This window comes from Nonomuraea sp. NPDC049625 (genome assembly GCF_040675285.1).
Lineage (GTDB): Bacteria > Actinomycetota > Actinomycetes > Streptosporangiales > Streptosporangiaceae > Nonomuraea > Nonomuraea angiospora_A.
Genome location: NZ_JBFAOQ010000018.1, coordinates 159525 through 180795, shown reverse-complemented (window position 1 = coordinate 180795; position 21271 = coordinate 159525). Strand labels below are relative to the sequence as shown.

25 protein-coding genes are annotated in these 21271 nt (G+C 70.7%); 12 read left to right on the top strand and 13 right to left on the bottom strand.

All coding sequences use genetic code 11. The features are described from left to right. Positions 1-5: 5 nt before the first annotated feature. The 3 genes from AB0J87_RS51495 to AB0J87_RS51485 are packed head-to-tail and all read left to right on the top strand — an operon-like array spanning position 6 to position 2554. Positions 6-953 carry an ATP-binding cassette domain-containing protein gene (locus AB0J87_RS51495; protein ID WP_355203496.1) on the top strand — a complete coding sequence of 316 codons (948 nt, stop codon included), beginning with the start codon at positions 6-8 and terminating at the stop codon, positions 951-953. Then, the gene (locus AB0J87_RS51490; protein WP_363980295.1) at positions 950-1744 is read left to right on the top strand and encodes an ABC transporter permease; all 795 of its coding nucleotides are present in this window, start codon (positions 950-952) and stop codon (positions 1742-1744) included. The genes AB0J87_RS51495 and AB0J87_RS51490 overlap by 4 nt, the downstream gene beginning before the upstream one ends. Before the next feature lie 9 nt (positions 1745-1753). After that, a complete protein-coding gene (locus tag AB0J87_RS51485; protein WP_363980292.1) occupies positions 1754-2554 on the top strand; it encodes a MerR family transcriptional regulator in 801 nt (266 codons plus the stop codon). A gap of 132 nt (positions 2555-2686) precedes the next feature. Here AB0J87_RS51485 and AB0J87_RS51480 read toward each other — a convergent pair whose 3' ends face one another. Both AB0J87_RS51480 and AB0J87_RS51475 read right to left on the bottom strand, forming a co-directional pair. After that, the gene (locus AB0J87_RS51480) at positions 2687-2872 is read right to left on the bottom strand and encodes a hypothetical protein (protein ID WP_363980289.1); all 186 of its coding nucleotides are present in this window, start codon (positions 2870-2872) and stop codon (positions 2687-2689) included. A 47-nt stretch (positions 2873-2919) separates the two neighbouring features. Beyond that, positions 2920-3552 carry a TetR/AcrR family transcriptional regulator C-terminal domain-containing protein gene (locus AB0J87_RS51475; RefSeq protein ID WP_363980286.1) on the bottom strand — a complete coding sequence of 211 codons (633 nt, stop codon included), beginning with the start codon at positions 3550-3552 and terminating at the stop codon, positions 2920-2922. A gap of 81 nt (positions 3553-3633) precedes the next feature. Between AB0J87_RS51475 and AB0J87_RS51470 the strand changes: the two genes are divergently transcribed. Both AB0J87_RS51470 and AB0J87_RS51465 read left to right on the top strand, forming a co-directional pair. Continuing rightward, on the top strand, positions 3634-3894 hold the full coding sequence (locus AB0J87_RS51470) for a hypothetical protein (RefSeq protein WP_363980283.1): 261 nt from the start codon (positions 3634-3636) through the stop codon (positions 3892-3894). Continuing rightward, a complete protein-coding gene (locus AB0J87_RS51465) occupies positions 3891-4850 on the top strand; it encodes a zinc-binding alcohol dehydrogenase family protein (RefSeq protein ID WP_363980280.1) in 960 nt (319 codons plus the stop codon). Before AB0J87_RS51470 ends, AB0J87_RS51465 begins: the two co-directional genes overlap by 4 nt. 311 nt (positions 4851-5161) lie before the next feature. Here the strand turns inward: AB0J87_RS51465 and AB0J87_RS51460 are convergent, their stop codons facing one another. From AB0J87_RS51460 to AB0J87_RS51430, 7 genes are all read right to left on the bottom strand, one after another. Next, entirely contained in the window at positions 5162-6013 is an 852-nt protein-coding gene (locus AB0J87_RS51460) for a hypothetical protein (RefSeq protein WP_363980277.1), read from the bottom strand. Next, a complete protein-coding gene (locus AB0J87_RS51455; RefSeq protein ID WP_363980274.1) occupies positions 6010-6876 on the bottom strand; it encodes a hypothetical protein in 867 nt (288 codons plus the stop codon). The genes AB0J87_RS51460 and AB0J87_RS51455 overlap by 4 nt, the downstream gene beginning before the upstream one ends. A gap of 149 nt (positions 6877-7025) precedes the next feature. Beyond that, entirely contained in the window at positions 7026-7178 is a 153-nt protein-coding gene (locus tag AB0J87_RS51450) for a hypothetical protein (RefSeq protein ID WP_363980271.1), read from the bottom strand. Positions 7179-7186: 8 nt separating this feature from the next. Further along, positions 7187-7942, bottom strand: a complete 756-nt coding sequence (locus AB0J87_RS51445) for a hypothetical protein (RefSeq protein WP_363980268.1) — start codon at positions 7940-7942, stop codon at positions 7187-7189. Positions 7943-8088: 146 nt separating this feature from the next. Further along, positions 8089-9549 (bottom strand): class II fumarate hydratase, encoded by a 1461-nt coding sequence (locus AB0J87_RS51440; protein ID WP_363980265.1) that lies wholly within the window; start codon positions 9547-9549, stop codon positions 8089-8091. Beyond that, positions 9546-11282, bottom strand: a complete 1737-nt coding sequence (locus tag AB0J87_RS51435) for an NAD-dependent malic enzyme (RefSeq protein WP_363980262.1) — start codon at positions 11280-11282, stop codon at positions 9546-9548. Before AB0J87_RS51435 ends, AB0J87_RS51440 begins: the two co-directional genes overlap by 4 nt. Positions 11283-11438: 156 nt before the next feature. Then, a complete protein-coding gene (locus tag AB0J87_RS51430) occupies positions 11439-11585 on the bottom strand; it encodes a hypothetical protein (RefSeq protein WP_363980259.1) in 147 nt (48 codons plus the stop codon). 92 nt (positions 11586-11677) lie between these two features. Here AB0J87_RS51430 and AB0J87_RS51425 point away from each other — a divergent pair, with 92 nt between their 5' ends. Next, positions 11678-12163: a hypothetical protein gene (locus AB0J87_RS51425; protein ID WP_363980256.1), complete on the top strand. Its 486-nt coding sequence runs from the start codon at positions 11678-11680 to the stop codon at positions 12161-12163. A gap of 51 nt (positions 12164-12214) precedes the next feature. Here AB0J87_RS51425 and AB0J87_RS51420 read toward each other — a convergent pair whose 3' ends face one another. The 3 genes from AB0J87_RS51420 to AB0J87_RS51410 form a co-directional block, all read right to left on the bottom strand. After that, positions 12215-13189: an aldo/keto reductase gene (locus tag AB0J87_RS51420; RefSeq protein ID WP_363980253.1), complete on the bottom strand. Its 975-nt coding sequence runs from the start codon at positions 13187-13189 to the stop codon at positions 12215-12217. An 85-nt stretch (positions 13190-13274) separates the two neighbouring features. After that, positions 13275-13637 carry a hypothetical protein gene (locus AB0J87_RS51415; RefSeq protein WP_363980250.1) on the bottom strand — a complete coding sequence of 121 codons (363 nt, stop codon included), beginning with the start codon at positions 13635-13637 and terminating at the stop codon, positions 13275-13277. Positions 13638-13651: 14 nt separating this feature from the next. Continuing rightward, positions 13652-14359 (bottom strand): SDR family oxidoreductase, encoded by a 708-nt coding sequence (locus AB0J87_RS51410; protein WP_363980247.1) that lies wholly within the window; start codon positions 14357-14359, stop codon positions 13652-13654. Positions 14360-14627: 268 nt separating this feature from the next. Here AB0J87_RS51410 and AB0J87_RS51405 point away from each other — a divergent pair, with 268 nt between their 5' ends. The 6 genes from AB0J87_RS51405 to AB0J87_RS51380 all read left to right on the top strand — a co-directional run bounded on the left by AB0J87_RS51405 (position 14628) and on the right by AB0J87_RS51380 (position 19439). Then, positions 14628-15200: an RNA polymerase sigma factor gene (locus tag AB0J87_RS51405; RefSeq protein ID WP_363980244.1), complete on the top strand. Its 573-nt coding sequence runs from the start codon at positions 14628-14630 to the stop codon at positions 15198-15200. After that, entirely contained in the window at positions 15197-15985 is a 789-nt protein-coding gene (locus tag AB0J87_RS51400; protein ID WP_363980241.1) for a zf-HC2 domain-containing protein, read from the top strand. Before AB0J87_RS51405 ends, AB0J87_RS51400 begins: the two co-directional genes overlap by 4 nt. Continuing rightward, complete coding sequence (locus AB0J87_RS51395; RefSeq protein ID WP_363980239.1) at positions 15982-16818, top strand: ABC transporter ATP-binding protein; 837 nt, start codon at positions 15982-15984, stop codon at positions 16816-16818. The genes AB0J87_RS51400 and AB0J87_RS51395 overlap by 4 nt, the downstream gene beginning before the upstream one ends. Further along, on the top strand, positions 16815-18257 hold the full coding sequence (locus AB0J87_RS51390) for a hypothetical protein (RefSeq protein WP_363980236.1): 1443 nt from the start codon (positions 16815-16817) through the stop codon (positions 18255-18257). The genes AB0J87_RS51395 and AB0J87_RS51390 overlap by 4 nt, the downstream gene beginning before the upstream one ends. Beyond that, positions 18248-18949 (top strand): hypothetical protein, encoded by a 702-nt coding sequence (locus tag AB0J87_RS51385; RefSeq protein WP_363980234.1) that lies wholly within the window; start codon positions 18248-18250, stop codon positions 18947-18949. Before AB0J87_RS51390 ends, AB0J87_RS51385 begins: the two co-directional genes overlap by 10 nt. Positions 18950-19154: 205 nt before the next feature. Then, positions 19155-19439: a hypothetical protein gene (locus AB0J87_RS51380; protein ID WP_363980231.1), complete on the top strand. Its 285-nt coding sequence runs from the start codon at positions 19155-19157 to the stop codon at positions 19437-19439. A gap of 64 nt (positions 19440-19503) precedes the next feature. Here AB0J87_RS51380 and rox read toward each other — a convergent pair whose 3' ends face one another. Further along, a complete protein-coding gene (gene rox / locus AB0J87_RS51375; protein WP_363980229.1) occupies positions 19504-21030 on the bottom strand; it encodes a rifampin monooxygenase in 1527 nt (508 codons plus the stop codon). Positions 21031-21271 lie beyond the last annotated feature (241 nt).

The following is a 21271-nucleotide window of genomic DNA, read 5'->3' as shown; positions in this document are numbered from 1 at the left end:
TCGGCATGACCACGAAAACCAGTGCGATCGAGGTGGCCGGGCTGCGCAAGGCGTACGGCGACCTTGAGGTGATCGCCGGAGTCGACCTGAGCGTTCCCGCGGGCACCGTCTATGCCCTGCTCGGCCCCAACGGGGCCGGTAAGACCACCACGGTGCGGATCCTGTCCACGTTGCTGCCCGCGGATGCCGGGCAGGCCCGGGTGGCCGGGTACGACGTGCGCCGCGAGGCGGAGCGGGTGCGCGCGTCGATCGGGGTGACCGGGCAGTTCTCGGCCGTGGACGAGTTGCTGACCGGGCGGGAGAATCTGCGGCTGATGGCCGCCCTGGGGCATCTGGACCGGCGGCGGGCCGAGAGTGTGGTGGGGCGGTTGCTGGAGCGCTTCGATCTGGTGGGTGCCGCCGACCGGCGCGCGGTGACGTACTCGGGTGGCATGAAGCGGCGGCTGGACCTGGCGATGACCCTGGTGGCGGGGCCGCGGCTGATCTTTCTCGACGAGCCGACCACCGGCCTGGACCCGCGTAGCCGCCGTGACCTGTGGGGCATCGTGCGGGAGCTGGTGGCCGGCGGGGTCACCGTCTTCCTCACCACCCAGTACCTGGAGGAGGCCGACCAGCTGGCCGACCGGATCGGGGTGCTGGACGGGGGCCGGCTGGTCGCCGAGGGCAGCGCGGCCGAGCTGAAGCGGCTGGTCCCCGGCGGTCACATCGAGCTGCAGGTCGCCGACGGCGAGCGGGTGGCGGAGCTGGCGCGCCGGTTGCCCGGAGCGGTCCCGGACGCCGGGGCGCTGACCGTGACCGTGCCGCATGACGGCAGTCTGGCCGCGCTGCGGCGGCTGCTGGACGGGATCGGGGACGACGGCGCGGTCACCGGGCTGGCCGTGCGGACCCCGGATCTGGACGACGTGTTCCTGGCCCTGACCGGCCGCCCCGCCGCCGAGGAGGTGCCGGCATGAGCGGCGTCGGCTATGCCGTGCGTGACTCGGCGACCATGCTGCGGCGCAACCTGAAGCGTATGGCCCGCTACCCGTCGATGACGCTGATGCTGGTCGGCCAGCCGCTGCTGTTCCTGCTGCTGTTCGTCTACGTCTTCGGCGGCACCATGGGCGCCGGCCTGCCGGGGGCTTCTGCGGGGGGTCGCGGCGACTATCTGACGTTCATCACGCCCGGGATCTTGATGATGACGGTGGCGAGCGTGTCCATCGGGACGGCGGTTCTGGTCGCCACCGACATGACGAACGGGATCATCGACCGGTTCCGGACGATGGCCATCGCCAAGGTCTCGGTGCTCACCGGTCACGTGCTGGGCGCGCTGATCCAGACGGCGTTCGCGCTCGTGGTGGTCGTGGGGGTGGCGTTCCTGATCGGTCTGGACAGCGGCGCGTCGGTGATGCAGTGGTCGGGCCTGGCCGCTCTGCTGGCGCTGGTGTCGTTGGCGATGACGTGGTTCGCCGTGGCGCTGGGGCTGGCCAGTCCGGACCCGGAGACCGCGAGCAACCTGCCGACGATCTTCGTGTTGCTGCCGTTCGTGGGCAGCGGGTTCGTTCCGGTCGCGTCGATGCCGTCGGGGTTGCGGTGGTTCGCCGAGCATCAGCCGTTCACGCCGATCATGGACGCCTTCCGCGGTCTGCTGGCCGGGTCGCCGGCGGGGCCGGACGTGTTGTGGGCCGTGGGCTGGTGCGCGGTGATCGGGTCGGCCGGCTATGCGTGGTCGCGGCGCCTCTACCGGACCCGCGCCGCGTGCTAGGAGACTGGGATGATGCTGACCATCGGCGAGCTGGCGTCGTATGCCGGGGTGACGGTGCGCGCGGTGCGGCACTATCACGCCAAGGGGTTGCTGCCGGAGCCGGAGCGGGACCATTCCGGTTATCGCCGGTACGACGCCGGCGCCGTGGTGGAGCTGATCAAGATCCGGACGCTCACCGGGGCCGGGGTGCCGCTGGCGCGGGTGCGGGAGCTGCTGCGGGCCGATGAGGAGGCGTTCGCGGCGGCGGTCGCGGACATCGACCGGCGGCTGCGGGCGGAGATCCGGGAGCGGCAGCGGCTGCGGGAGCGGATCGCCCGGCTCGCTGCCGGGGACCAGCTGGTGCTGCCGCCGGAGGTGGTGGAGTTTCTGGACCGGCTGCGGGCGCTCGGGGTGGATGAGCGGATCGTGGAGGTCGAGCGTGACGGCTGGATCCCGTTGGCGGCGCACTCCCCCGCGCGGGTGGCGGAGTGGGTGGCGCGCAAGCGGGAGCAGCTCGCCGACCCGCAGCTCGCCGACTTCTATCTCACCTTGGGCCGGGCTCTGGACTGGAGCGCCGGGGACCCGAGGCTGGCCGAACTGGCCGACGAGCTGGCCGCCTACATCACGCGGATGGCCGAGGAGCAGGGTGAGGACTACGTGGACGTGGCGGAGGTCGAGCCGCCGTTCGTCCAGTTGATGGACGATCTGGCGTTCGACTCGGCGCCGCCGGCCCGCCGGCTGATCGAGCTGCTGAAGGAGCGCGGCTGGACGGGCTGGACCCGGCTCGAGCGCGTGGACCCACCACCCGGAGAGGGGCGGCGTTCCCGGTGACGGCGGGCGGGTTCCCGCGGTTGGATCATGACAGCAAGGACGGTTCGTGACCCGGGTACCGGCCAGGGGCTACGGGCGTTGCTTCGTGTCGTCGGCTCCGGCGCCCGGCTCGGTGATGCTGGGGTCGTGGCCTCATCGGTGACGGTGGCGCCGCCGATGGCCTTGCGCCGGGGTCGGCACGTTGAGCACCTTGGCCGGGGACGGCACGAGCCGGAACCGGGCGGTGTGGTGCTGGGCGGCCACCTTGCCCCGGCCGGTGCGGCAGGGCGATCCGGCCGGGGCGGCGCAGGAGGACATCGGGCAGTCGAAGGCTTCCACGCGGGGAAAGTCGTCGTCGCTCACTCGCTTGCGGAGCGGCTGGCTGGTCAGGACGTGGGGCCGGACTGCGCGGCAGGACCGTGGATGATCTGTTCCAGGCAGTCGCGGAACAGGTCGTCGACGGTCCTGCCAGCCTGGAAGTACTCTGTCACGCCGGCCATCACGGTGGGGTACGCCGTGGCGTAGGCGGCCATGTCGAAGCCGTCCAGGGCGTCCGCGTCGGGGCGGCCGGCCTGTTCCTCCAGGACGTAGCCGACGGTGAAGCGCAACACCGTCAACACGATCAGGCGAGCCTGCCGCAGGGGAATGCCCCGCTCGACCAGTGTGCTCATCGCCAGTTCGGAGATGGCGGCCATCTTGAGGGACAGCTGGGAGGCCGCGATGATCCGGGCTCCGTCCGGGTGGGCCAGCAGCGCGCGGCGCAGCCGTTCGGCCAGGCCGATCAGCCAGTCGTGCCAGTGCTCCTCCGGCGCGGGCGATGCCAGTTCGGGGAACTGCTGCTCAAGAATCGCCTCGGCGATCGCGGTGACCAGTGCCGCCTTGTTCGGGATGTGCCAGTAGAGGGTCGGCGACTGTACGCCGAGCCGGGCGGCCAGTTTGCGCGTGGTCACGCCGTCGAGACCCTCGGCGTCCAGTAGTGCGACGGCCTCGGTGACGATCCGCTGCTTGTCCAAAGCCAATTCCGGCACCTCCCTTGCGGAGTCTATCAGTGATAGAGTTCTCTATCGGTGATAGAGACTCGCGCGCCAGAGGAGGCAACGATGAGACACCAGCACTCGCTTCGCGACCTGCTGCACTGGGCGACCCATCGCATACCGGGGGTTCCCGCGCACATCGAGCAGCCGGCCGGGCACCAGGGCCAGGTCCGCCACGTCCATGGGTGGCGGCGCTCGCTCACGCACCACCGTTCGCACCACCGTTCGCACCACCACGGGTTCAACCACTCTCCGGCCCGTCCGCCTCGCGTCCTGGCGGCGTGGCAGACGCGGATCGCCCGCTTGTTCGGGCAGGAACTGGGATGAAGGCGGCGGTGCTCCACGAGGCCGGCGGCATCCCGCGCTATGAGGACTTCCCCGATCCGGTGGCCGGCGACGGCGAGGTGATCATCTATGTCAAGGCGGTCGCCGTCGAGAACGTCGACAGGGCGATCGCGGCCGGTACGCACTACGCCAGCGAGAAGTACATCGGCCGGCTTCCGGTGATCCCTGCCTTCGACGGCATCGGCGCCCTCCCGGACGGCACGCTCGTCGGGTTCGGCAACATCCGTCTGCCCTATGGCGCGCTCGCCGAGAAGACCGTGGTGCCCCAGGGCTCCTACATGCCGATCCCCGACGGCATCGACCCGGCCGTGGTAGCGGTGATGGCCTCGGCCGTCACCGCGATGTCGATGAAGACGGCCGCGGGGTTCGTTCCCGGGGAGACGGTGCTGGTGCAGGGCGCCACCGGGGTCGCCGGGCGGCTCGCGGTCAAGGTGGCCCGGCTGCTGGGCGCCGGCCGGATCGTGGCCACCGGCCGCGACGACAACCAGTTGCGCGAGGTGCAGGCCATCGGAGCCGACACGGTGATCAACACCGCGGTCTCCGACGAGGCGCTGGCGCAGGCGTATCTCGACGCCAGGGGGGACGGCTACGACGTCGTCGTGGACTACCTGTGGGGCAGGCCCAGCGAGATCCTGCTGCGCGCCCTGGTGCCGCGGTCGTTCGCGTTCGGCAAGCCGACCCGGGTGGTCCAGATCGGCGAGTCGGTCGGCACCGAGGTCGCCATCGCCGGGTCGAGCCTGCGCACCTCCGGCGTGGAGATCTACGGCGCGGCCAAGGGCCTCGACCCGCAGACCATGGACGAGGTGTACCAGCAGGTCGTGACGTGGACGCGGTCCGGCGAGCTCACCTTCGAGGTGGAGAAGGTCCCGCTGAGCGACATCGCGACCGCCTGGCAGCGAACCGACCTCAAAGGCAGGCGGCTCGTCGTGATGCCATGATCGGCCCGCGTCCACGACACACCAGCGGTGATCACCGGTCAGCGTTCCGGCGCCGTCCCCACCCACGACGTCGACGGAATCGTCTCGAGCGGCGGTGACTGGCTCCAGCGGCCGCAGGTCACGATCCGGGACCCCACGAGGCGATCACCTAGCGGCCCTGGGCGGCCGGGATGGGACGTGACCCGGCAGAGACAGCCGGGCCACGTCCTCCTCCCTTCACCGGCACCCGGCGATGACGACGACATGGAGCGTCAGGCACGCCCACGGAGCGAGGCGGGACGGCCTGTCTGCGGACGAACTGCTCGATCGGGTCATCCTCGCCATGGAGCGGCTGGGATGGAGCGATGGGCCGTCAGGTCCGCGTTGACCGCCTGGACGGCCTCGTGGATGTGCTGCCTGTTCCCCGGGTCGAGCACGGCCTGGGCGAGAAGGGTGTCGGTGGCGTCGCGCCGCGTCTCATCGGCGGGAATGTCCAAATAGGCCAGCACCACCTCCTGATCGTCGAGGTAAGGCAGCAAGGGCCAGGCGTACGGGGTCGCACTCGTACCCTCTGCCGCGCCCAGGACGGCCTCGTCCGCGACGCCCCGCAGCGCCATCGCGGCCTTGAGACAGCAGCGTTTCGCCTGGTCGATGATCTGCGCCAGGCGGTTGAGCGCGGGCACCGTGGCGCGCCCGGCGTTGTTCTGCTGGGCGGGCGCGGAGGGGTCGAAGTTCGCGCGCAGGTCCTCGCATTCGAGTTGCAGGTCCTCCAGGGTCGTGATGATGGAGTCCAGTCGCCGGCTGACGTCAGCGTGCCGCTTGGTCCTGGCGTCGGTCTGCGGTGGTGACGTGGCGAGGTCCTGGCAGGAGTCGTACGCCTGGCTCAGCGCGGTGACGGCCTGCGGCATCGCCGCGCTCACCTTTTTGACGGGCGCGGAGGCGCCGGCCTCCAGGAAGCCGTTCAGGGTGCCCAGGCATTGGCCGGCGTCACGCAGATGGGCCAGCGCCCAGGCCAGCGGTTCGGCGCCGGCCTGCTCGGGCAGCGGGTCACGCCGGGCGCCGCGGCGATAGACGGCGTCCAGGCCGCTGTGCCCGGCGGCGGTCACCCAGCCCCTGGACAGGTCGAGCTTGCTGCGCAGCCGGCCGCGTACGGCCTCGGCGATGGCCACCGGGTCGCCGGTCACTTCTGCCCCTTTTCCGCTTCTGCTGCGTGCTTGTTCATCCGGTCCTTGAACAGCGGGTCGTCCCGCTCGCTGTTCCAGATGGGCAGGTCGGCCATCATGCCGTTCAGTTCCTCGACGGTTTGCTGACCGAGGGGCAGGCCGTTCACCGCCGCGAGGTCGGCGACCAGCAGGGGAAGCTGGACCCTGTTCTCGGTGGGGGCGACGATGTCGGTCGCTATCTCGAAGAGCTTGCGAGCGCCGTCGTAGGGCTCATCAGTGGCGACCTCGGCGTCCTCGGAGTCATCGGATCTCTGATCGTGGGCCGTCACGAGTTGCCGGTCCAGGCCGCGCCCGTACATTTCTTTCAAGGTCCACAGCAGCTGCCTGGGAGGCACCCGGGGGCCGAGCCTGGCCACGTGGATGAGCCAATATTTCACGGCGGAGTACAGGGCATCTTCCCGTTCCGTCCGCTCGCCGAAGATCGCCTGGTACAGATCGATGGGTGCGTTGAGCAAGGCGTTCCAGTGGGTGGCGGGCCTGGTCTGAGTCGACGCCAGGGAGGGCGGCGGGATCCGTAAACTTCTGCCGGGGCCCGCCGAGGCGGAGTTGAACACGAAGTCCGCCACCTTGACCAGAAAAGAGCTGTTCGTTGCGGCCAGCTCGAAGAGGTCATTCATATCGAGAAAGGGCAGAAGATGCGACTCTGACACATCCCTGAGCGACATCAGTTCCGCCAGGGTGCTCGGCGGCGGTCTGTTTGCAGACAGTGCGTCCCGCTTGGTCTTGACCAGGGCGCGGATGGGCTCGCCCTGCTCGCCTGCCGCCTCTTTGGTCCTCTTGGGGGACGGGCTCCGGCTTCCCCGTTTCTGGTTGCCTCTCTTCATGCGGTCCAATGTCGTAGGGCGTCCCGGTGGCGCCTACTAGCCGGCCCGCCAGTTTCGCGTCCCGGGCGCGGCCGATTCCGGACACGTCGCCGGACGGGGGACGGTCAGCGCTCGGACGGACCCGGATGGGCGCCGGAACCGGGGTCCAGTCAGATGGTGCGCACCTCCACCTCGTCGGTGAACGACCAGGCGCTGCCGGCCGGCTCGACGGTGATCCGGACGTAGCGGGCGGTGGTGTTCAGGCCGAGGAGACGGTACGTACGGGTCCGGCCGGCAATCGTTATCTTGGGTTTTGGCCTCATCGAGCACTTCACAGGCTCTGGGCCCAGCGGCGAAGCTCGGTGACGGCCTCGTCGGGGGCAAGGGAGCCGCGTTCCAGGTGAACCTCCTGAAGATGCCGGATCGCGGCCCCCACCAGCGGGGACGACGGGATGCCGAGCACCTCCATCACCGCCCTGCCGTCGAGTACGACGGGGACATCGTCACGCCTGACGTACCTGTCACGTTCGGCGGCGGCGCGGGCATCGGCCTCCTCCTTCGCACGGCGCGCCGCCTCCCAGGCGTCGTAGTCGGCGGCGTCCAGGGCACGCACGCCCGCCCGGCGCCACCCCTCCATGTCGCGCTCCTGCCCGAAGCCGACCGCGTCGAAGAGGTCCAGCGCAGCCGTCCCGACCGCTCCGAGGCGCGCGAGCACGGCGTTGATCGGCCGGTCCTCGCACGGTCCCGCAGTCGCAGGGATCCAGGCGTGCTCGGGACCCCAGGTCTGACGGCCGTTCTCCCACAGGGCAGCGGTCTGGCTGCCGTCACCACCCCAGAAGTCCGCCTCCACGTAAGCGACTCGACCGCCGCGTGACCAGTCCTCCAGCCTCTCGGCGAACGCCGGCGACATCCACCTGAACGGCCCGGCCTCCCGCCGTACGTCGGTCAGCTCGTTGAAAACCTCGTCGGTAACCGGCAGCAGCCCCAAGCGTTGCCGAAGCGGCACCACCACAGCCCGCGGCACGTCATCCGACAGGAACCGGAGATGGTCGAAGTCACCGACAACACCGCGCAGCACGTACGACATGCCCGCACCCTAGATCGGGCAGCGGCATAGAATCAGCACATTTCATAGGTCGGACGTCGCGGTGTCGACCATCTTCAACGGGCGTGCACGACTCAGTGCGGCCGGAGCCGATGTCGTTCTTCAGCGCCGTTCTTCAGCGCCGTTCTTCAGTGCCGGGTGCCGCCGTCAGGGCTGGGTACGCCGGGTCGGGTGAGGCGTTCGGGATCGACGATCTTGTCGTAGAGGTCCGCGGAGATGCCGCATTGCAGCGCCGCTTCCTTGAGCGGCAGGCCCTTGTCGAGGGCGTGGTGGGCGATGTGGGCGGCCCGGTCGTAGCCGACGACGGGGCTGAGCGCGGTCACCATCATGATCGAGTGCTCGATGTTGTGGTGCAGCGTCTCGGTGTTCAGCCGGGCCCCTTCGACCAGGTAGGTGCGGAAATGGTCCATCATGTCGGCCAGGATGCGCGCCGAGTGCAGCACGTTCCTGATGATGACGGGGCGGAAGGCGTTCAGCTCGAAGTTGCCCTCAGCGCCGGCCATCGAGACGGCGGTGTCGTTGCCTGCCACCTGGATGGCGACCATCAGCATGGCTTCGGCCTGGGTCGGGTTGACCTTGCCCGGCATGATCGACGAGCCCGGCTCGTTGGCCGGCAGGATCAGCTCGCGCAGGCCGGTACGGGGTCCGGAGCCCAGCCAGCGCAGGTCGTTGGCGAACTTGAACAGCGGCACGGTCAGGGTGCGCAGCGCCGCCGAGGCGCGAACCAGGTCGTCGCAGGAGGCCTGGGCGGCGAACTTGTTGGGCGCGCTGACGAAGGGCCGCCCGGTGAGCTCGGCGATCTGCGCGGCCACCTGTTCGCCGAACTGCGGCGGGGTGTTCAGGCCGGTGCCGACCGCGGTGCCGCCGACGGCCAGCCGGTACAGGCCGGTACGGGTGCGTTCGAGGTGGTCGATGGCGTCGCCGAGCTGGGCGGCGTAGCCGGACCATTCCTGGCCGACGGTCAGCGGGGTGGCGTCTTCCAGATGGGTGCGCCCGATCTTGACCACGTGCGCCCATTCCCGGCTTTTGCTCTCGGCGCTGTCGCGCAGCCTGGCGGCGGCGGGCAGCACGTGGTCGTCGATGGCCTCGGCGGCGGCGATGTGCATGGCGGTGATGAAGGTGTCGTTGGACGACTGGCCCATGTTCACGTGATCGTTCGGGTGGATCGGATCCTTGCTGCCCAGCCGCCCGCCGACGAGCTGGATCGCCCGGTTGGAGATCACCTCGTTGACGTTCATGTTGGACTGGGTGCCCGAGCCGGTCTGCCACACGTACAGCGGGAACTCGCCGTCCAGGTCGCCGCGGATGACCTCGTCGGCGACGCGGCTGATCAGGTCGGCCTGCCACCGGGGCAGGCGGCCCGCGCGGGCGTTGACGATCGCGGCGGCCTTCTTGATGTAGCCGTAGGCGTGGTAGACGGCTTTGGGCATGCGGTCGTCGCCGATGTCGAAGTGGATCAGCGACCGTTGGGTCTGGGCGCCCCAGTAGTGCCCGGCCGGGACCTCGATCTCGCCGAGCGAGTCGCTTTCCGTCCGGGTGCCGCTCTCGTGCAGCCCGATCGGCACGTCCCGGACCCGTGGCGTGCTCATCGCCCGTTCCCGCGGATCGCGCGGTAGGCCGGCTGCCACATCGCCTCGTGGACCTGCTGCACCGTGTCGCGCAGCGTGGTGCGGGCCAGGTGCTCCTCGGCCGCCCGGTTGGCGACGGCCACGGCCACCGTGGCCGAGACCTCGCGCAGATTGTCCACCTGGGGCAGCAGCGAGGCTCCCGGGGCCGAGACGTCGACCATGCCGGCGACGGCTTCGGCGGCCGCCTGCAGCATGCCGGAGCTGACCCGGCGGGCTCGCGAGACCACCGCGCCCAGCCCCAGCCCTGGATACAGCAGGGCGTTGTTGGCCTGGGCGATGACGTAGGTGACGGTCTTGTGGGTGATCGGCTCGACCGGGATGCCGGTGGCGATCAAGGCGCGGCCACCGGTCCAGCGGATCAGGTCGGCGGGCATCGCCTCGATGCGTTCGGTCGGGTTGGAGATCGGGAAGATGATCGGCCGCTCGACCTGCGCGGCCATCGAGCGCACGATCTCCTCGGTGAACGCGCCGTGGACGGTGGAGGTGCCCAGCAGTATGGTCGGCTTGACCCGCCGGACGACCTCGGCCAGCGAGATGCCGTGTTCGTCCCGGGACCAGCCGGCGACCTCGTCGCGGGGGCGGGCGTAGGGCTGCTGGTAGTCGCGCAGGCCGGTCATGTCGTCGATGAGCAGGCCCTGCTTGTCGATGGGCCAGATCCGCCGGGTGGCGGTGTCGTGGTCCAGGCCGTCGCGGATCATCGCGTCGCGCAGCTGGTCGGCGTTGCCGATGCCGGCGGTTCCGGCGCCGAAGATCACGATGCGCTGGTCGCGCATCGGTGTCGCGGATACGCGGACGGCGCCGAGCATGGCGGCCAGCACGATGGCGCCGGTGCCCTGCATGTCGTCGTTGAAGGTGCAGATGCGCTCGGTGTACTTCTCCAGGATCCGCCGGGCGTTGGAGGGGCCGAAGTCCTCCCAGTGCAGCATGGCGCCGGGGAACATCCGGGTGGCCGTGGTGACGTAGGCGTCGATGAAGTCGTCGTAGCGCCGCCCCCGCACGCGCGAGTGCCGGTTGCCGACGTAGGCGGGGTCGTTCAGCAGCGCCTCGTTGTCGGTGCCGACGTCGAGGGCGACCGGGATGACGCGGGCGGGGTCGATGCCCGCGGCGGCGGTGTAGACGGCCAGTTTGCCGGCCGCGATGCCGGCCCCGCCACCCACTCCCCAGTCGCCGATGCCCAGGATCTCCTCGGCGTCGGAGGCCACGATCAGATCGACGTCGTCCGGGCCCAGCTGGAGACTCTGGAAGGCCCGCTCGATCCCGTCCACGTCGTCGATCGACAGGTACACCCCTCGCGGGCGGCGGTACTCGTGGCTGTAGGTGCGGATCGCCTCGGCCACCGTGGGGTCGTAGACGATGGGCAGCATCTCGCGCAGGTGGTCGCTCAGCAGCCGGTAGTAGAGCACTTCGTTGCGGTCGCGCAGCGCTTCCAGGTAGACGTTCTTGAGCAGGTTCGTCTGCTGGCGCCCGTACTGCACGTACGTGCGGCGTACCTGCTCCTCCAGCGTCTCGACCGCCGGTGGGAGCAGGCCCTGCAGCCCGAGCTCGGCCCGCTCCTGCGGGGAGAACGCGGTGCCCTTGTTCAGCAGCGGCTCCCGCAGCACCGCGAGCCCGCGCAGGGACGTCACGAAGCTCCCGTCCGGCTGCTCGGCGAACATCGGGCTCGGCAGATCCGGTTTCCTCTTGCCCGGTGACATGGTCGTCCCCCTCCTGAGCGTCTGGGACGAAGGCTGCCATCCCTCTCTGGCCTTCCCCTGTCACGGGGGTGGATGCCGGGCTGAAGTCAGGACCATCCCCTATGTCGGCAAATGACCCATTGTGGACGCGCAGGATGGAGTCTCCCGCCGGGGCTCTCAGAGGGTTTCGAGGGCGTCGCCGGGGAGCGTCGGCGTCTGCCACAGCTCGTGGGCCGGGGGCGACCAGTCGCAGGCGAAGGGGCCCTGCCGGGTCTGGACGAGTCCGACGACCTCCTCGCGGGCCGCGGTGACGTGCCGGTGCACCCGGTCGTCGATGAGCCCGAGCCGTCTGCCGTGCCGATATTCGTCTTCGTCCTTCCACCGGTGCCGGGACAGGGTCGAGCAGGAGGTCGAAGGTGTCGATGCCCAGGCGGGTGCGCTGTTTGGGCAGGTCGAAGTCGATGTACCAGGTCAGCGGGCGGTGGTCGGCGTCGAAGAACTGGCGGACGGTGAAGTGTTTGTCGATGCCGTACCAGCTGCGCACGACGGTGCCCCGCCAGGTCCACCAGCCGAGCTCCCACCGGCCCGAGGCCAGCTCGTCGATGGTCTGCTCGCGGCGGCTGCCGCCGTTGAGGAAGGAGGTGATCCAGGTGGTCGAGGCGAGGCTCTTCAGCCCTGGCCAGCCGGCCACCACGAAGTACTCGTCGGTGTCCTGGAGGACCCGGTACGGCGCGGCCGTCCACACCTTGCCGTTCCAGACGTGGCGGCGTACCGCCGTGGCGCCCTCGTCGAAGCGGGTGTTCCCGTCGGCTGTCATGCGTTCGATCATGTCGGTTCCGGCGAGGGTCTGTCACGATCTTGGTCGTGGAGCGGGTGAGCCCCGTGTGCGTGGCGCTTGGTGATCATGTACGCGCCCCGCGGCTGACGGGTCCCCGGCGGCGGGGGTGGGACGGTCAGTATCGGGCGCCGACGGGGGCCGGGACGGCGTCGAGGTCGGCGAGGTCGGCCGCAGACAGCCGGACGTGTGCGGCGCCCGCGTTGTCGGCGAGGTATTTCGGGGTCTTGGTGCCGGGGATGGGGACCACGTGCGGGCCCTGGGCGAGGAGCCAGGCCAGGGCGACCTGTGCCGGGGTGGCGTCGATCCGGTCGGCGACCTGGCGGACCGTGGCCGCGATGGCGAGGTTGGCGCGCAGGTTGTCCTGCTGGAAGCGCGGCAGCCGCCGCCGGTGGTCGTGGTGCGGCAGTTCGTCGAAGGAGGTGAAGCGGCCGGCGAGGAACCCGCGGCCCAGGGGCGAGTACGGCAGCAGGCCGATACCGTGCCGCTCGCAGTAGGGCAGGACCTCGGCCTGGACGTCGCGGGTCCACAGGGAGAATTCGGACTGCACGGTGGTGACCGGGTGTACGGTCCGGGCGCGCCGGATCTGCTCGACGGTGACCTCCGACAGGCCCAGGTAGCGGGCCTTGCCGGCCGCGACGGCCTCAGCCATGGCGCCCCAGGTCTCCTCGATGGGGACCTCGGGGTCGACGCGGTGGAGCTGGTAGAGGTCGACGTGGTCGGTGCCCAGGCGGCGCAGGCTGGCGTCGATGGCGGCCCGGACATGCTCGGGCCGGCCGTTGCCGGCGATGACCGGGAGGTTGCCGGGAGCGCCGGTGGGGTCGGCGACCACCCGGCCGACCTTGGTGGCGAGCACGGCGCGGTCGCGGTGGCCGGTCAGGGCCCGTCCGAGGAGTTCCTCGTTGGTGTGGGGGCCGTAGACGTCAGCGGTGTCGATCAAGGTCACGCCCAGGTCGAGGGCCTGGTGGATGACGGAGACGGATGTGGCTTCGTCGCGGGGCGCCGCCATGTCGTACATGAAGCTCATCCCCATGGCGCCCAGGCCGATGACGCCGACCTGCGGTCCGTGGGTGCCCAGGGTGGTGGTGCGCATGCGGTGTTCTGCCTTCGTATGTCGGTCGGAGGGGCGGCCGGGTCCGGGCGGGCGCATCGCCGCGCCCGGACCCGTGAGGCCGGTCTCAGCCGAGGCGGGAGACCTGGTAGTGGCTGATGAGCCAATCGGCCTGCGAGCGCTTCAGCAGGACGAGGAGGTTGACGCTGACCGTGGGCCGGTCCGTGAACGAGAAGTCGACGCTCAGGTAGCCGAGCACGATGTCGTCGCACAGGCGCCGGCTTTCCAGGACGTGGTACGCGGCCGACAGGCCGGCAGGCTGGGAGGCGTAGTAGTCGGCGACGCCCTGCCGTCCCACGCTGTAGGGACGAAGCCCCTGGAAGATCGCGTCCTCGGTGAACACCGACGCGACCCGATCCGGCTGGTGGCCGTCGACGCCCGCCTTCCACCGGTCGAGGACGCCACACAGGATCGTTTCGGTGTCTGTCATATCGCTGTTCTCCCTCAGTGGCCCGCGCTCATGCCGCCGTCGACGTGGAGGATCTCGCCGGTGACGAACGGGGCGTTCTCCAGGTAGGTCACCGCGTCCACGATGTCGCCCGGCTCCCCCATCCGGCCGACCGGGTGCAGGCCGGCGAGGATCTCATGGGTGCCCTCGGGGTGCATGGGCGTCTTGATGGTGCCGGGCGAGACGGCGTTGACGCGGATGCCGCGAGTGGCGTACTCGATGGCGAGGGACTTGGTGGCGGACTGCAGTCCGCCCTTGGTGAGCGAGGCCAGGACGGAGGGGACCCGGGCGTCGGCGTTGTCGACCAGGCTCGTGGTGACGTTGACGATGTGGCCGCCGCCCTGGGTGAGCATCCGCTCGACGGCCAGCTGGGTGATGCGGAAGAAGCCGGCGAGGTTCACGCCGATCACGGCGGCGTAGTCGCCCTGGGTGTAGTCGGTGAAGGGCTTGGCGACGAAGACTCCGGCGTTGTTGACCAGGGTGTCGATGCGGCCGAAGCGTTCCACGCCGGCGGTGATGACACCTTCGGCGGTGGCGGGGTCGGCGATGTCGCCCTGGACGGTCAGGACGTCCGCGTCGTTGGAGGGGGTGATGGTGCGGGAGGTGGCGACGACGGCGTAGCCGAGCTTGCGGTAGGCGTCGACGAGGTGGGCGCCGATGCCTTGCGAGCCGCCGGTGATGACTGCGACCTTCTGGGTGCTCATGATGACCTTCTCCGGGATGGGGTGGGATGCCGCGGCCTGCCGTCTTCGTAGCTAGCCGACCGGTCGACTATTCGACCGTAGGGGTCCCGGCGGGGCGAAGTCAAAGGTCAGGAGGGCTTGCGCCGGGACGTGTTTCCTCGCACCTGAGAGGCCCGCACTCCCAACGCACGCCGATGGTGGCGATCGGCGTGGTGCGCGTGCATGGGCCGAATCGCGAAAAGGCCGACCTGGGAGAACCGGCGCATACGGGTCGTGCGATAGATACACCGTGAGACCGTTTCCCTTCCGGCGGCGCGCGGCCCCGGACGTCACCGCGGAAAGCGATGACGCCGACCTCATCACCGCCGTCGCCGCCCGGAGCACCGTCGCCCTGCGCATCCTTCACCAGCGCCACGCCCCCTGGCTGCGCGCCCGGCTGGCCCGCCGCTGCGCCGACGCGGACGCCGTCGACGACGCGCTGCAGGAGACCTTTCTGGCCGTGTGGCGCTCGGCGGGCGGCTTCCGCGGCGACAACCCGGCCGGCTGGTTGTGGACGATCGCCATCCGCCGACTGATCTCCACCCTGCGCGGCCGCGGCTCACGCTGGATCGGCTCCGGCATCGAACCAGGCGAAAGCTCGCCGGTCGCCTCGGCCGAGGACGTGGTGCTGCTGAACGTGGAGCATGGCGATCTCGGCACCGCCCTGACCAGGCTCTCCCCCGAACTGCGCGCCGTCATCGAGGCGACCGTCCTTGACGGCCTCACCACCAAGGAGGCCGCCGGTCTCCTGGGCATCCCGGAAGGCACGGTCAAGACCCGCGCGATGCGGGCCAGGGCCCGGTTGCGCGAGGAGCTGTCATGACTAGCTGGCACATCCCTGACGATCTGCGTGAGCGCTACCTCGAAGGAACGCTCGAACCGGCGCAGGCCATGTCCGTGGATGCGCATCTCGGCCGTTGCGCCGACTGCCGGGCGGCGGTGCCGTACGAGAAGGACTGGCTGGAGGCGTCCTGGGCGCGGCTGGAGGCCGAGCTGATCACGCCGCGCCCGAGCCTGTCCGAGCGGTTCCTGCGCCACGGCGGGGTGCCTGACCACCTGGCCAGGCTGCTGTCGGCGACACCGACACTGAGCCGGGCCTGGCTGGCCGCGGTGGTGGCGGTAGTGGCCTTCGCGGTGCTGGCCGCGCGCGAGCAGGCCGAACTGCTGCCCGCTTTCCTGATCGCCGCGCCGGTGCTGCCGCTGGCGGGCATCGCGCTCGCCTACGGGCCGCGCGTCGATTCCGCCCACGAGTTGGTGGCCGCCACCCCGATGTCGGGGTCGCGGCTGCTGCTGACCAGGGCCACGGCGGTGCTGGCGGTGTCGGTCGTGCTGGCAGGGCTCGCCTCGCCGCTGCTGCCGGCGCCGCCGGGGCTGGCAGCCGCCTGGCTGCTGCCCGCGCTCGCCGCCGCCGCGGGCTGCCTGGCCCTGTCGAGTCGGCTGCCCGTGCCGATCGCCGCCCTCGCCGTGGGCGGGGTGTGGCTGGCCATCGTCGGCACGGGCCGCCTCATCGGCGACTGGCTCGCCGCCTTCGGTCCCGTCCCGCAGATCGGGTACGGCGTGGCCGCCCTCCTGCTGACCTACCGCCTCTACCGAGTGAGCACCAGATGATCCAGATCAAGCAACTGACCAAGACCTACGCCACCAAAAGGGCGCTCGACGGCCTCGACCTGACGCTCGGCACCGGCGTGACCGGCCTGCTCGGCCCGAACGGCGCCGGCAAGACCACCCTGCTGCGCTGCCTGGCCACCACCCTCGCCCCCGACCATGGCACAGTGGACGCCTTCGGCCTGAACCCGGCCGACCGCGTGCAGCGCACCGCGCTGCGGCGCAGGCTCGGCTACCTGCCACAAAACCCCGGCTCCTACCCGCACTTCACCGCCTTTGACCTCGTGGACTACGTGGCGATCCTCAAGGAGCTGACCGACCGCGGGCACCGGCACGCCGAGGTGCGCCGGGTACTGGCCGAGGTGAACCTCACCGACCAGGCCAAGACCAAGGTGCGCAAGCTGTCGGGCGGCATGCGCCAGCGGCTCGCCCTGGCCCAGGCCCTGCTGGGCGAGCCGGACCTGCTCATTCTCGACGAGCCGACCGTGGGCCTGGACCCGGAGCAGCGGATGATGTTCCGCGCGCTGGTCTCGCGGCTCGGCGAGAGCCGTACCGTCGTGCTGTCCACGCACCAGATCGAGGACGTCGCCGCGCTGTGCGAACGGGTGGTGGTCATGCGGGACGGCCGGGCGCTCTTCGACGGCACCCCCGGCGAGCTCGCGGCCGTGGCGGACGGCCGGGTGTGGCTGTCGGACGCGCCCCCCGCCACCACGGAGCTGTTCTGGCGGACGGCCGACGGCCGCTACCGCACACTCGGCACGCCCCCGCCGGCCGCGGACGCGGCGGCGCCCGGCGTCGAGGACGGCTACCTCATGCTGCTCGGGGAGGCGGCGTGACGCGGCGGCTGTTCCTGTTCGAGGCGCGCAGGCTGGTGCGGCATCCGCTCGTGTGGGGCGCGACCGTCCTGGTGCTGGCCCTGCAGACGTCCCTCAGCTGGGACCAGCAGCCCGACCTCACGATGGACCCGGTCAACGCCACCGGGCTGGCCACCTGCCTGGCCGCGGCGGTCGTGGTCGTGGCGAGTCTGGCCGCCTCGCGCGACGGGCGGCACGGTATGCCCGAGAGCCTCGCGGGCCTGCCCGGGCGGGCCGAGCACCGAACGCGGTCCCTGCTGCTGGCCACCCCGCTGATCGCGGGGCTCGCGGCGGCCGTGGCCATGGGCGGCTACCTGGCGATCCGGCTGTTGAGCGGCCCCGCCGGGGGCCGGTTGGACGTGTGGGAACCGCTGACGGCGGTGGCCGCCGCGGTCCTCGCCGCAACCCTGGGCGTGGCCGTCGGCCGCTGGTCACCGTGGCTGATCGCCGGACCACTGGTGGTCGCCGTGCTCGGTTTCCTCATCTACATGAACCCGACGAACGGGCAGGACCGCTGGCTGCTGCCGGTGATGCAGGTCCACCAGCCGGACTGGCCCGACCGCCCGTCGGCGGCCCACCTGGTGTACGTGCTCGCTGTCGCGACGTTCTTCGGCGGGATCGCGCTGCTCAGACATCGGGTACGGCCGCTACCCGCCGCGGTTGCGGTGGCGGCGCTGGCTGCCGCGGTGCCATCGGGGGCCACCGCTGCGTCAACCCGGCCACCGGCAGGGCTCCCCACCAACGTGGAGCTGACCATCGGCCATGTGGACTCTCGCGTACGGGAACGCTACTTCGGCCCGCATGCCTACCGCTGCACGGCGCGGCAGGGCGTGACCTATTGTGCCTTTCGGGGCTACGAACCGTGGATCCCGCTGTGGGAACAGGCGGTCCAGCCGGTCGTGGCGGCGCTGCCCGCCGCGCTGCGGGCCCGAGCGCCCCAGGTGCGGCAGATGAGCCCGACCTGGAGCTTCGCCGACGATTTCGGCGTGATCCGTGCGTCGATGAGCTGGGGGCATCCCGACCAGCGCAGGATGCTGGCCGAGGACGTGGCCTTCTGGGGGGCCGGGCTGCACGACTCGGCCGCCAAGCACTTCAGCCCCTCCCGGCGCGCAGCACTGTGTGACGTGCGCGGTCAGGCCCGCACGGTGGTGGCGCTCTGGCTCATCGGCCAAGTCTCCCCTCCCGAGGCCCGGCGGCAGCTCTATGTCGACCGTAACTTGGGACGCCTGTCCGGTCTGGACTGGGGCCCGGCCGAGATCGGTTACGCCAAGCTGCTGCTGGCCTCCCCCGGGGCCCGCGAGAAGGTCCAGGCCAACTGGGGCACGCTCGTCAAGCCCACCACCACGATCGACCAGGCCCTGCCGCTGCTCGGGCTGGAACGCACGTTCAACGCGCCGACGGGAGCCACGCCATGCCTGTAACACTGCCCGCACGCCCCCAAGCCTCCTCCACCGGCACGGCCGTCCCCGCCCCGCCGCCGTACCGCTGGCGGGTGGCGCTCCTGCTGGTACGCCCCCTCGCTCGGGCCATCGACTGGGGGCCTCTGGTCGTGGTCGCCGCCTTCACCGCCGGGCTGGTGAGTCTGGTGGAGTACGGGGAGGCGCTGGCCGGGGGCGACGCGCTCGTGCTCCTGCGCATCTGTGGCACTCTGCTCGGCGCGGCGGCGGCCTTCGGGCTGGTCGACACCATGTCCGCCGACCTCGGCGCCGCCGCGGTCCCCCGATGGGTCCGGCAGGCGCTGCGCTGCCTGTTGCCCGGCGGCGCCGCGATCGCGATCTGGCTGGCCGCCTTCTCCTCTCTCCTGACCCGCCTGCCGGAGGGCGCCCTGTTCCCGGTCGGCGACCTGCTCATCGAGGCGGGCGTCTGCCTCGGCATCGCGCTGGCGGCCGCGGCGACCGCCGTGCGGTTCGCACCCGGACGGCAGGCCGCCATGGCCGCCGTGGTGGTCCAGCTGGCGATGGTACTGGGGACCGTCCTGCTCCCCGAGCAGGTCCGGCTCTGGCCCCCGACCTGCGGGTTCGGGTACTGGGATCAGGCACACCTGTTCTGGCTGGCGATGCTGCCCCTGCCCTACCTCTGGCTGACCATCGCGGGGCGCGACCTGCGACGCTGACCCAAGGCGCGATCGCCCGCCCCCACCTGCCGCCCGAGGTCGAAGCGCTCATCACGCGCCTGCACGCCAAGAACCCGGTCCAGCGGCCCTCCGGCGCCGAGCACGTCCCGCGCATCCTCCTCAGCTCTGGTAATGACCACGATGCGAGGTCACCGCCGCGTCCCCGGCGCAGGGCTCGACTTGACCGGTCTTCCGAGCGGGTGCGATGCTCGACCCGGTGCCGAGCCTGCACATCAGCGGCCGCTACCACCACCCCAACGGCCCACGCCACTACGGCCGCACGACCTCCTACGCGCTCGCCCAGCTGGTACAGCCCAAGAACACCAGGTGGGAGCCGAAGCCCGGCAACCCCGAACAACGGGTGACGGCCGCAAGCATCGGCCTGCTCGACACCGAGACCGGCGCCTTCGAGTACATCCACAACGAGTGGCTGGCCGAGGTCAAAGGTGACGCACTCGACCTCGCCGGACTCCTCGCCGCCACCCGCTGACGGCCTTCGGCCTGTTACGCCGCCGAAGCCTCGCTCGCATTCATTGTCCGCTGCTCAGGCGAAATCAGCCGGCGGGCCTGCCGAACCAGCGGGACAGGTGGTCGTCCAGGTCCTGCTGATCGTCGCCGATCCAGGCGACGTGGCCGTCGGGGCGTAGCAGGACGCACGGAACATCCAGTGCCGCAGTGGGATCCGCGAGGTGATCGACCCGGTCCGACCAGCCGCCGACGGTCAGGCCTTCGGTGCGGTCCAGCAGCAGGCCGCGGCCGCGATGCAGCAGACCGTAGAGCCGGCCCTGTTTCACGTCGATGTCGCGCAGGCGGCGGCCGAGCAGGTCGGGGCCCGCGCCGAAGTCGTAGCGGATGCCGATCGCGGTGATCTTCTCGATCAGATGGCGGTTCACCTCGTCGAAGTCCATCAGTTCGGTGAGCAGCCTGCGCACGGCCCGCGGGCCCGGTTCGGCGGACAGCAGTTCCATCTGGGCGCGGGTGTTGTCCAGCACGTCCTCGGCGACCGGATGACGTTCGGCCTGGTAGGTGTCCAGCAGGGTGTCCGGCGCCCAGCCGCGGATCTGTGCGGCCAGTTTCCAGCCGAGGTTGAATGCGTCCTGGACGCCCAGGTTGAGGCCCTGCCCGCCGATGGGTGGATGGATGTGTGCCGCATCGCCGGCCAGCAGCACCCGCCCGACCCGATAACGTTCGGCCAGCCGGGTGGCATCCCCGAAGCGGGACAACCAGCGCGGGGAGTGCACGCCGAAATCGGTTCCGGCGATGGTGCGCAGCTGTTGTTGGAAATCCTCGAGGGTGGGCGGTTCCGCGCGATCTCCGACCCCCGCCGCGGGGACGACGACGCTGTAGATTCCTCTGCCGAAGGGCCGGAGCCAGAATGGCTGATGGGTCTCGCGGATGTCGGCCACCTTGGCGGCGATCTCCTCCTGCGGCACACCCACTTCCATCTCGCCCATCAGCGTCTCGGTCCGCGAGGGCTCGCCGGGGAAGCCGACGCCGAGCAGTTTGCGCACCGTGCTGCGCCCGCCGTCACAGCCGATGAGATAGCGCGAACGCAGCTGTTCCCCGTCGGCCAGCTCGACGGTCACACCCTCGTCGTCCTGCTCGAAACCGGCCACCGCGCAACCGCGCCGGACCTGCGCACCCAGTGCGATCGCATGCTCTTCGAGCAGACGTTCGATGACCGGCTGCGGGATGCCCAGCAGGTAGGCGTGCGCGGAATCCAGGCCCTTGGGCGCGGGTTTGTTGATGGCGGCGAAGAAACCGGCGGCCGGGCGCTGTCTTCCATGTTCGAGAATGCGATCCAGCAGTCCGCGCATGGCCATCAGCTCGAGACTGCGAATATGCAGACCGACGATCCGGACGAACGACTTGGGCTCGGTTTCCTTCTCCAGAACGAGTACCCGCACGTCGTGCAGCCGCAGTTCGGCGGCCAGGGTCGCACCGGTCGGCCCGCACCCGGCAATGATCACGTCGTACCTGAGGGGCGTGCGATCGGCGCCGGAGGCCGGCGAGGGGAGTCCGGGGACGTCGCGCTCGGCCCTGTCGTTCGACGGCGGCCCGGCGGAGAACTGAGAGTGCATAGGTGTTGCCTTTCGGGAGTGCCTTGTTGGCGAGGCGCTCCCGGCGACACCTACGTCAATCGCCCGGCCGTGACGGGAAGGGGGAGCACCCACATCGATACAGCGTTCATGGGTCTCACCTCCTCGGGCGGCGTCACGGTCGACTGCAAGCTACAAGCCCGAGCATCATCCCGTCCAATCCTTTTCCGGCCACGTGATCACGGCTCCGAACGGGCCCGTGGGTCACCGCCGGCCCCACCCG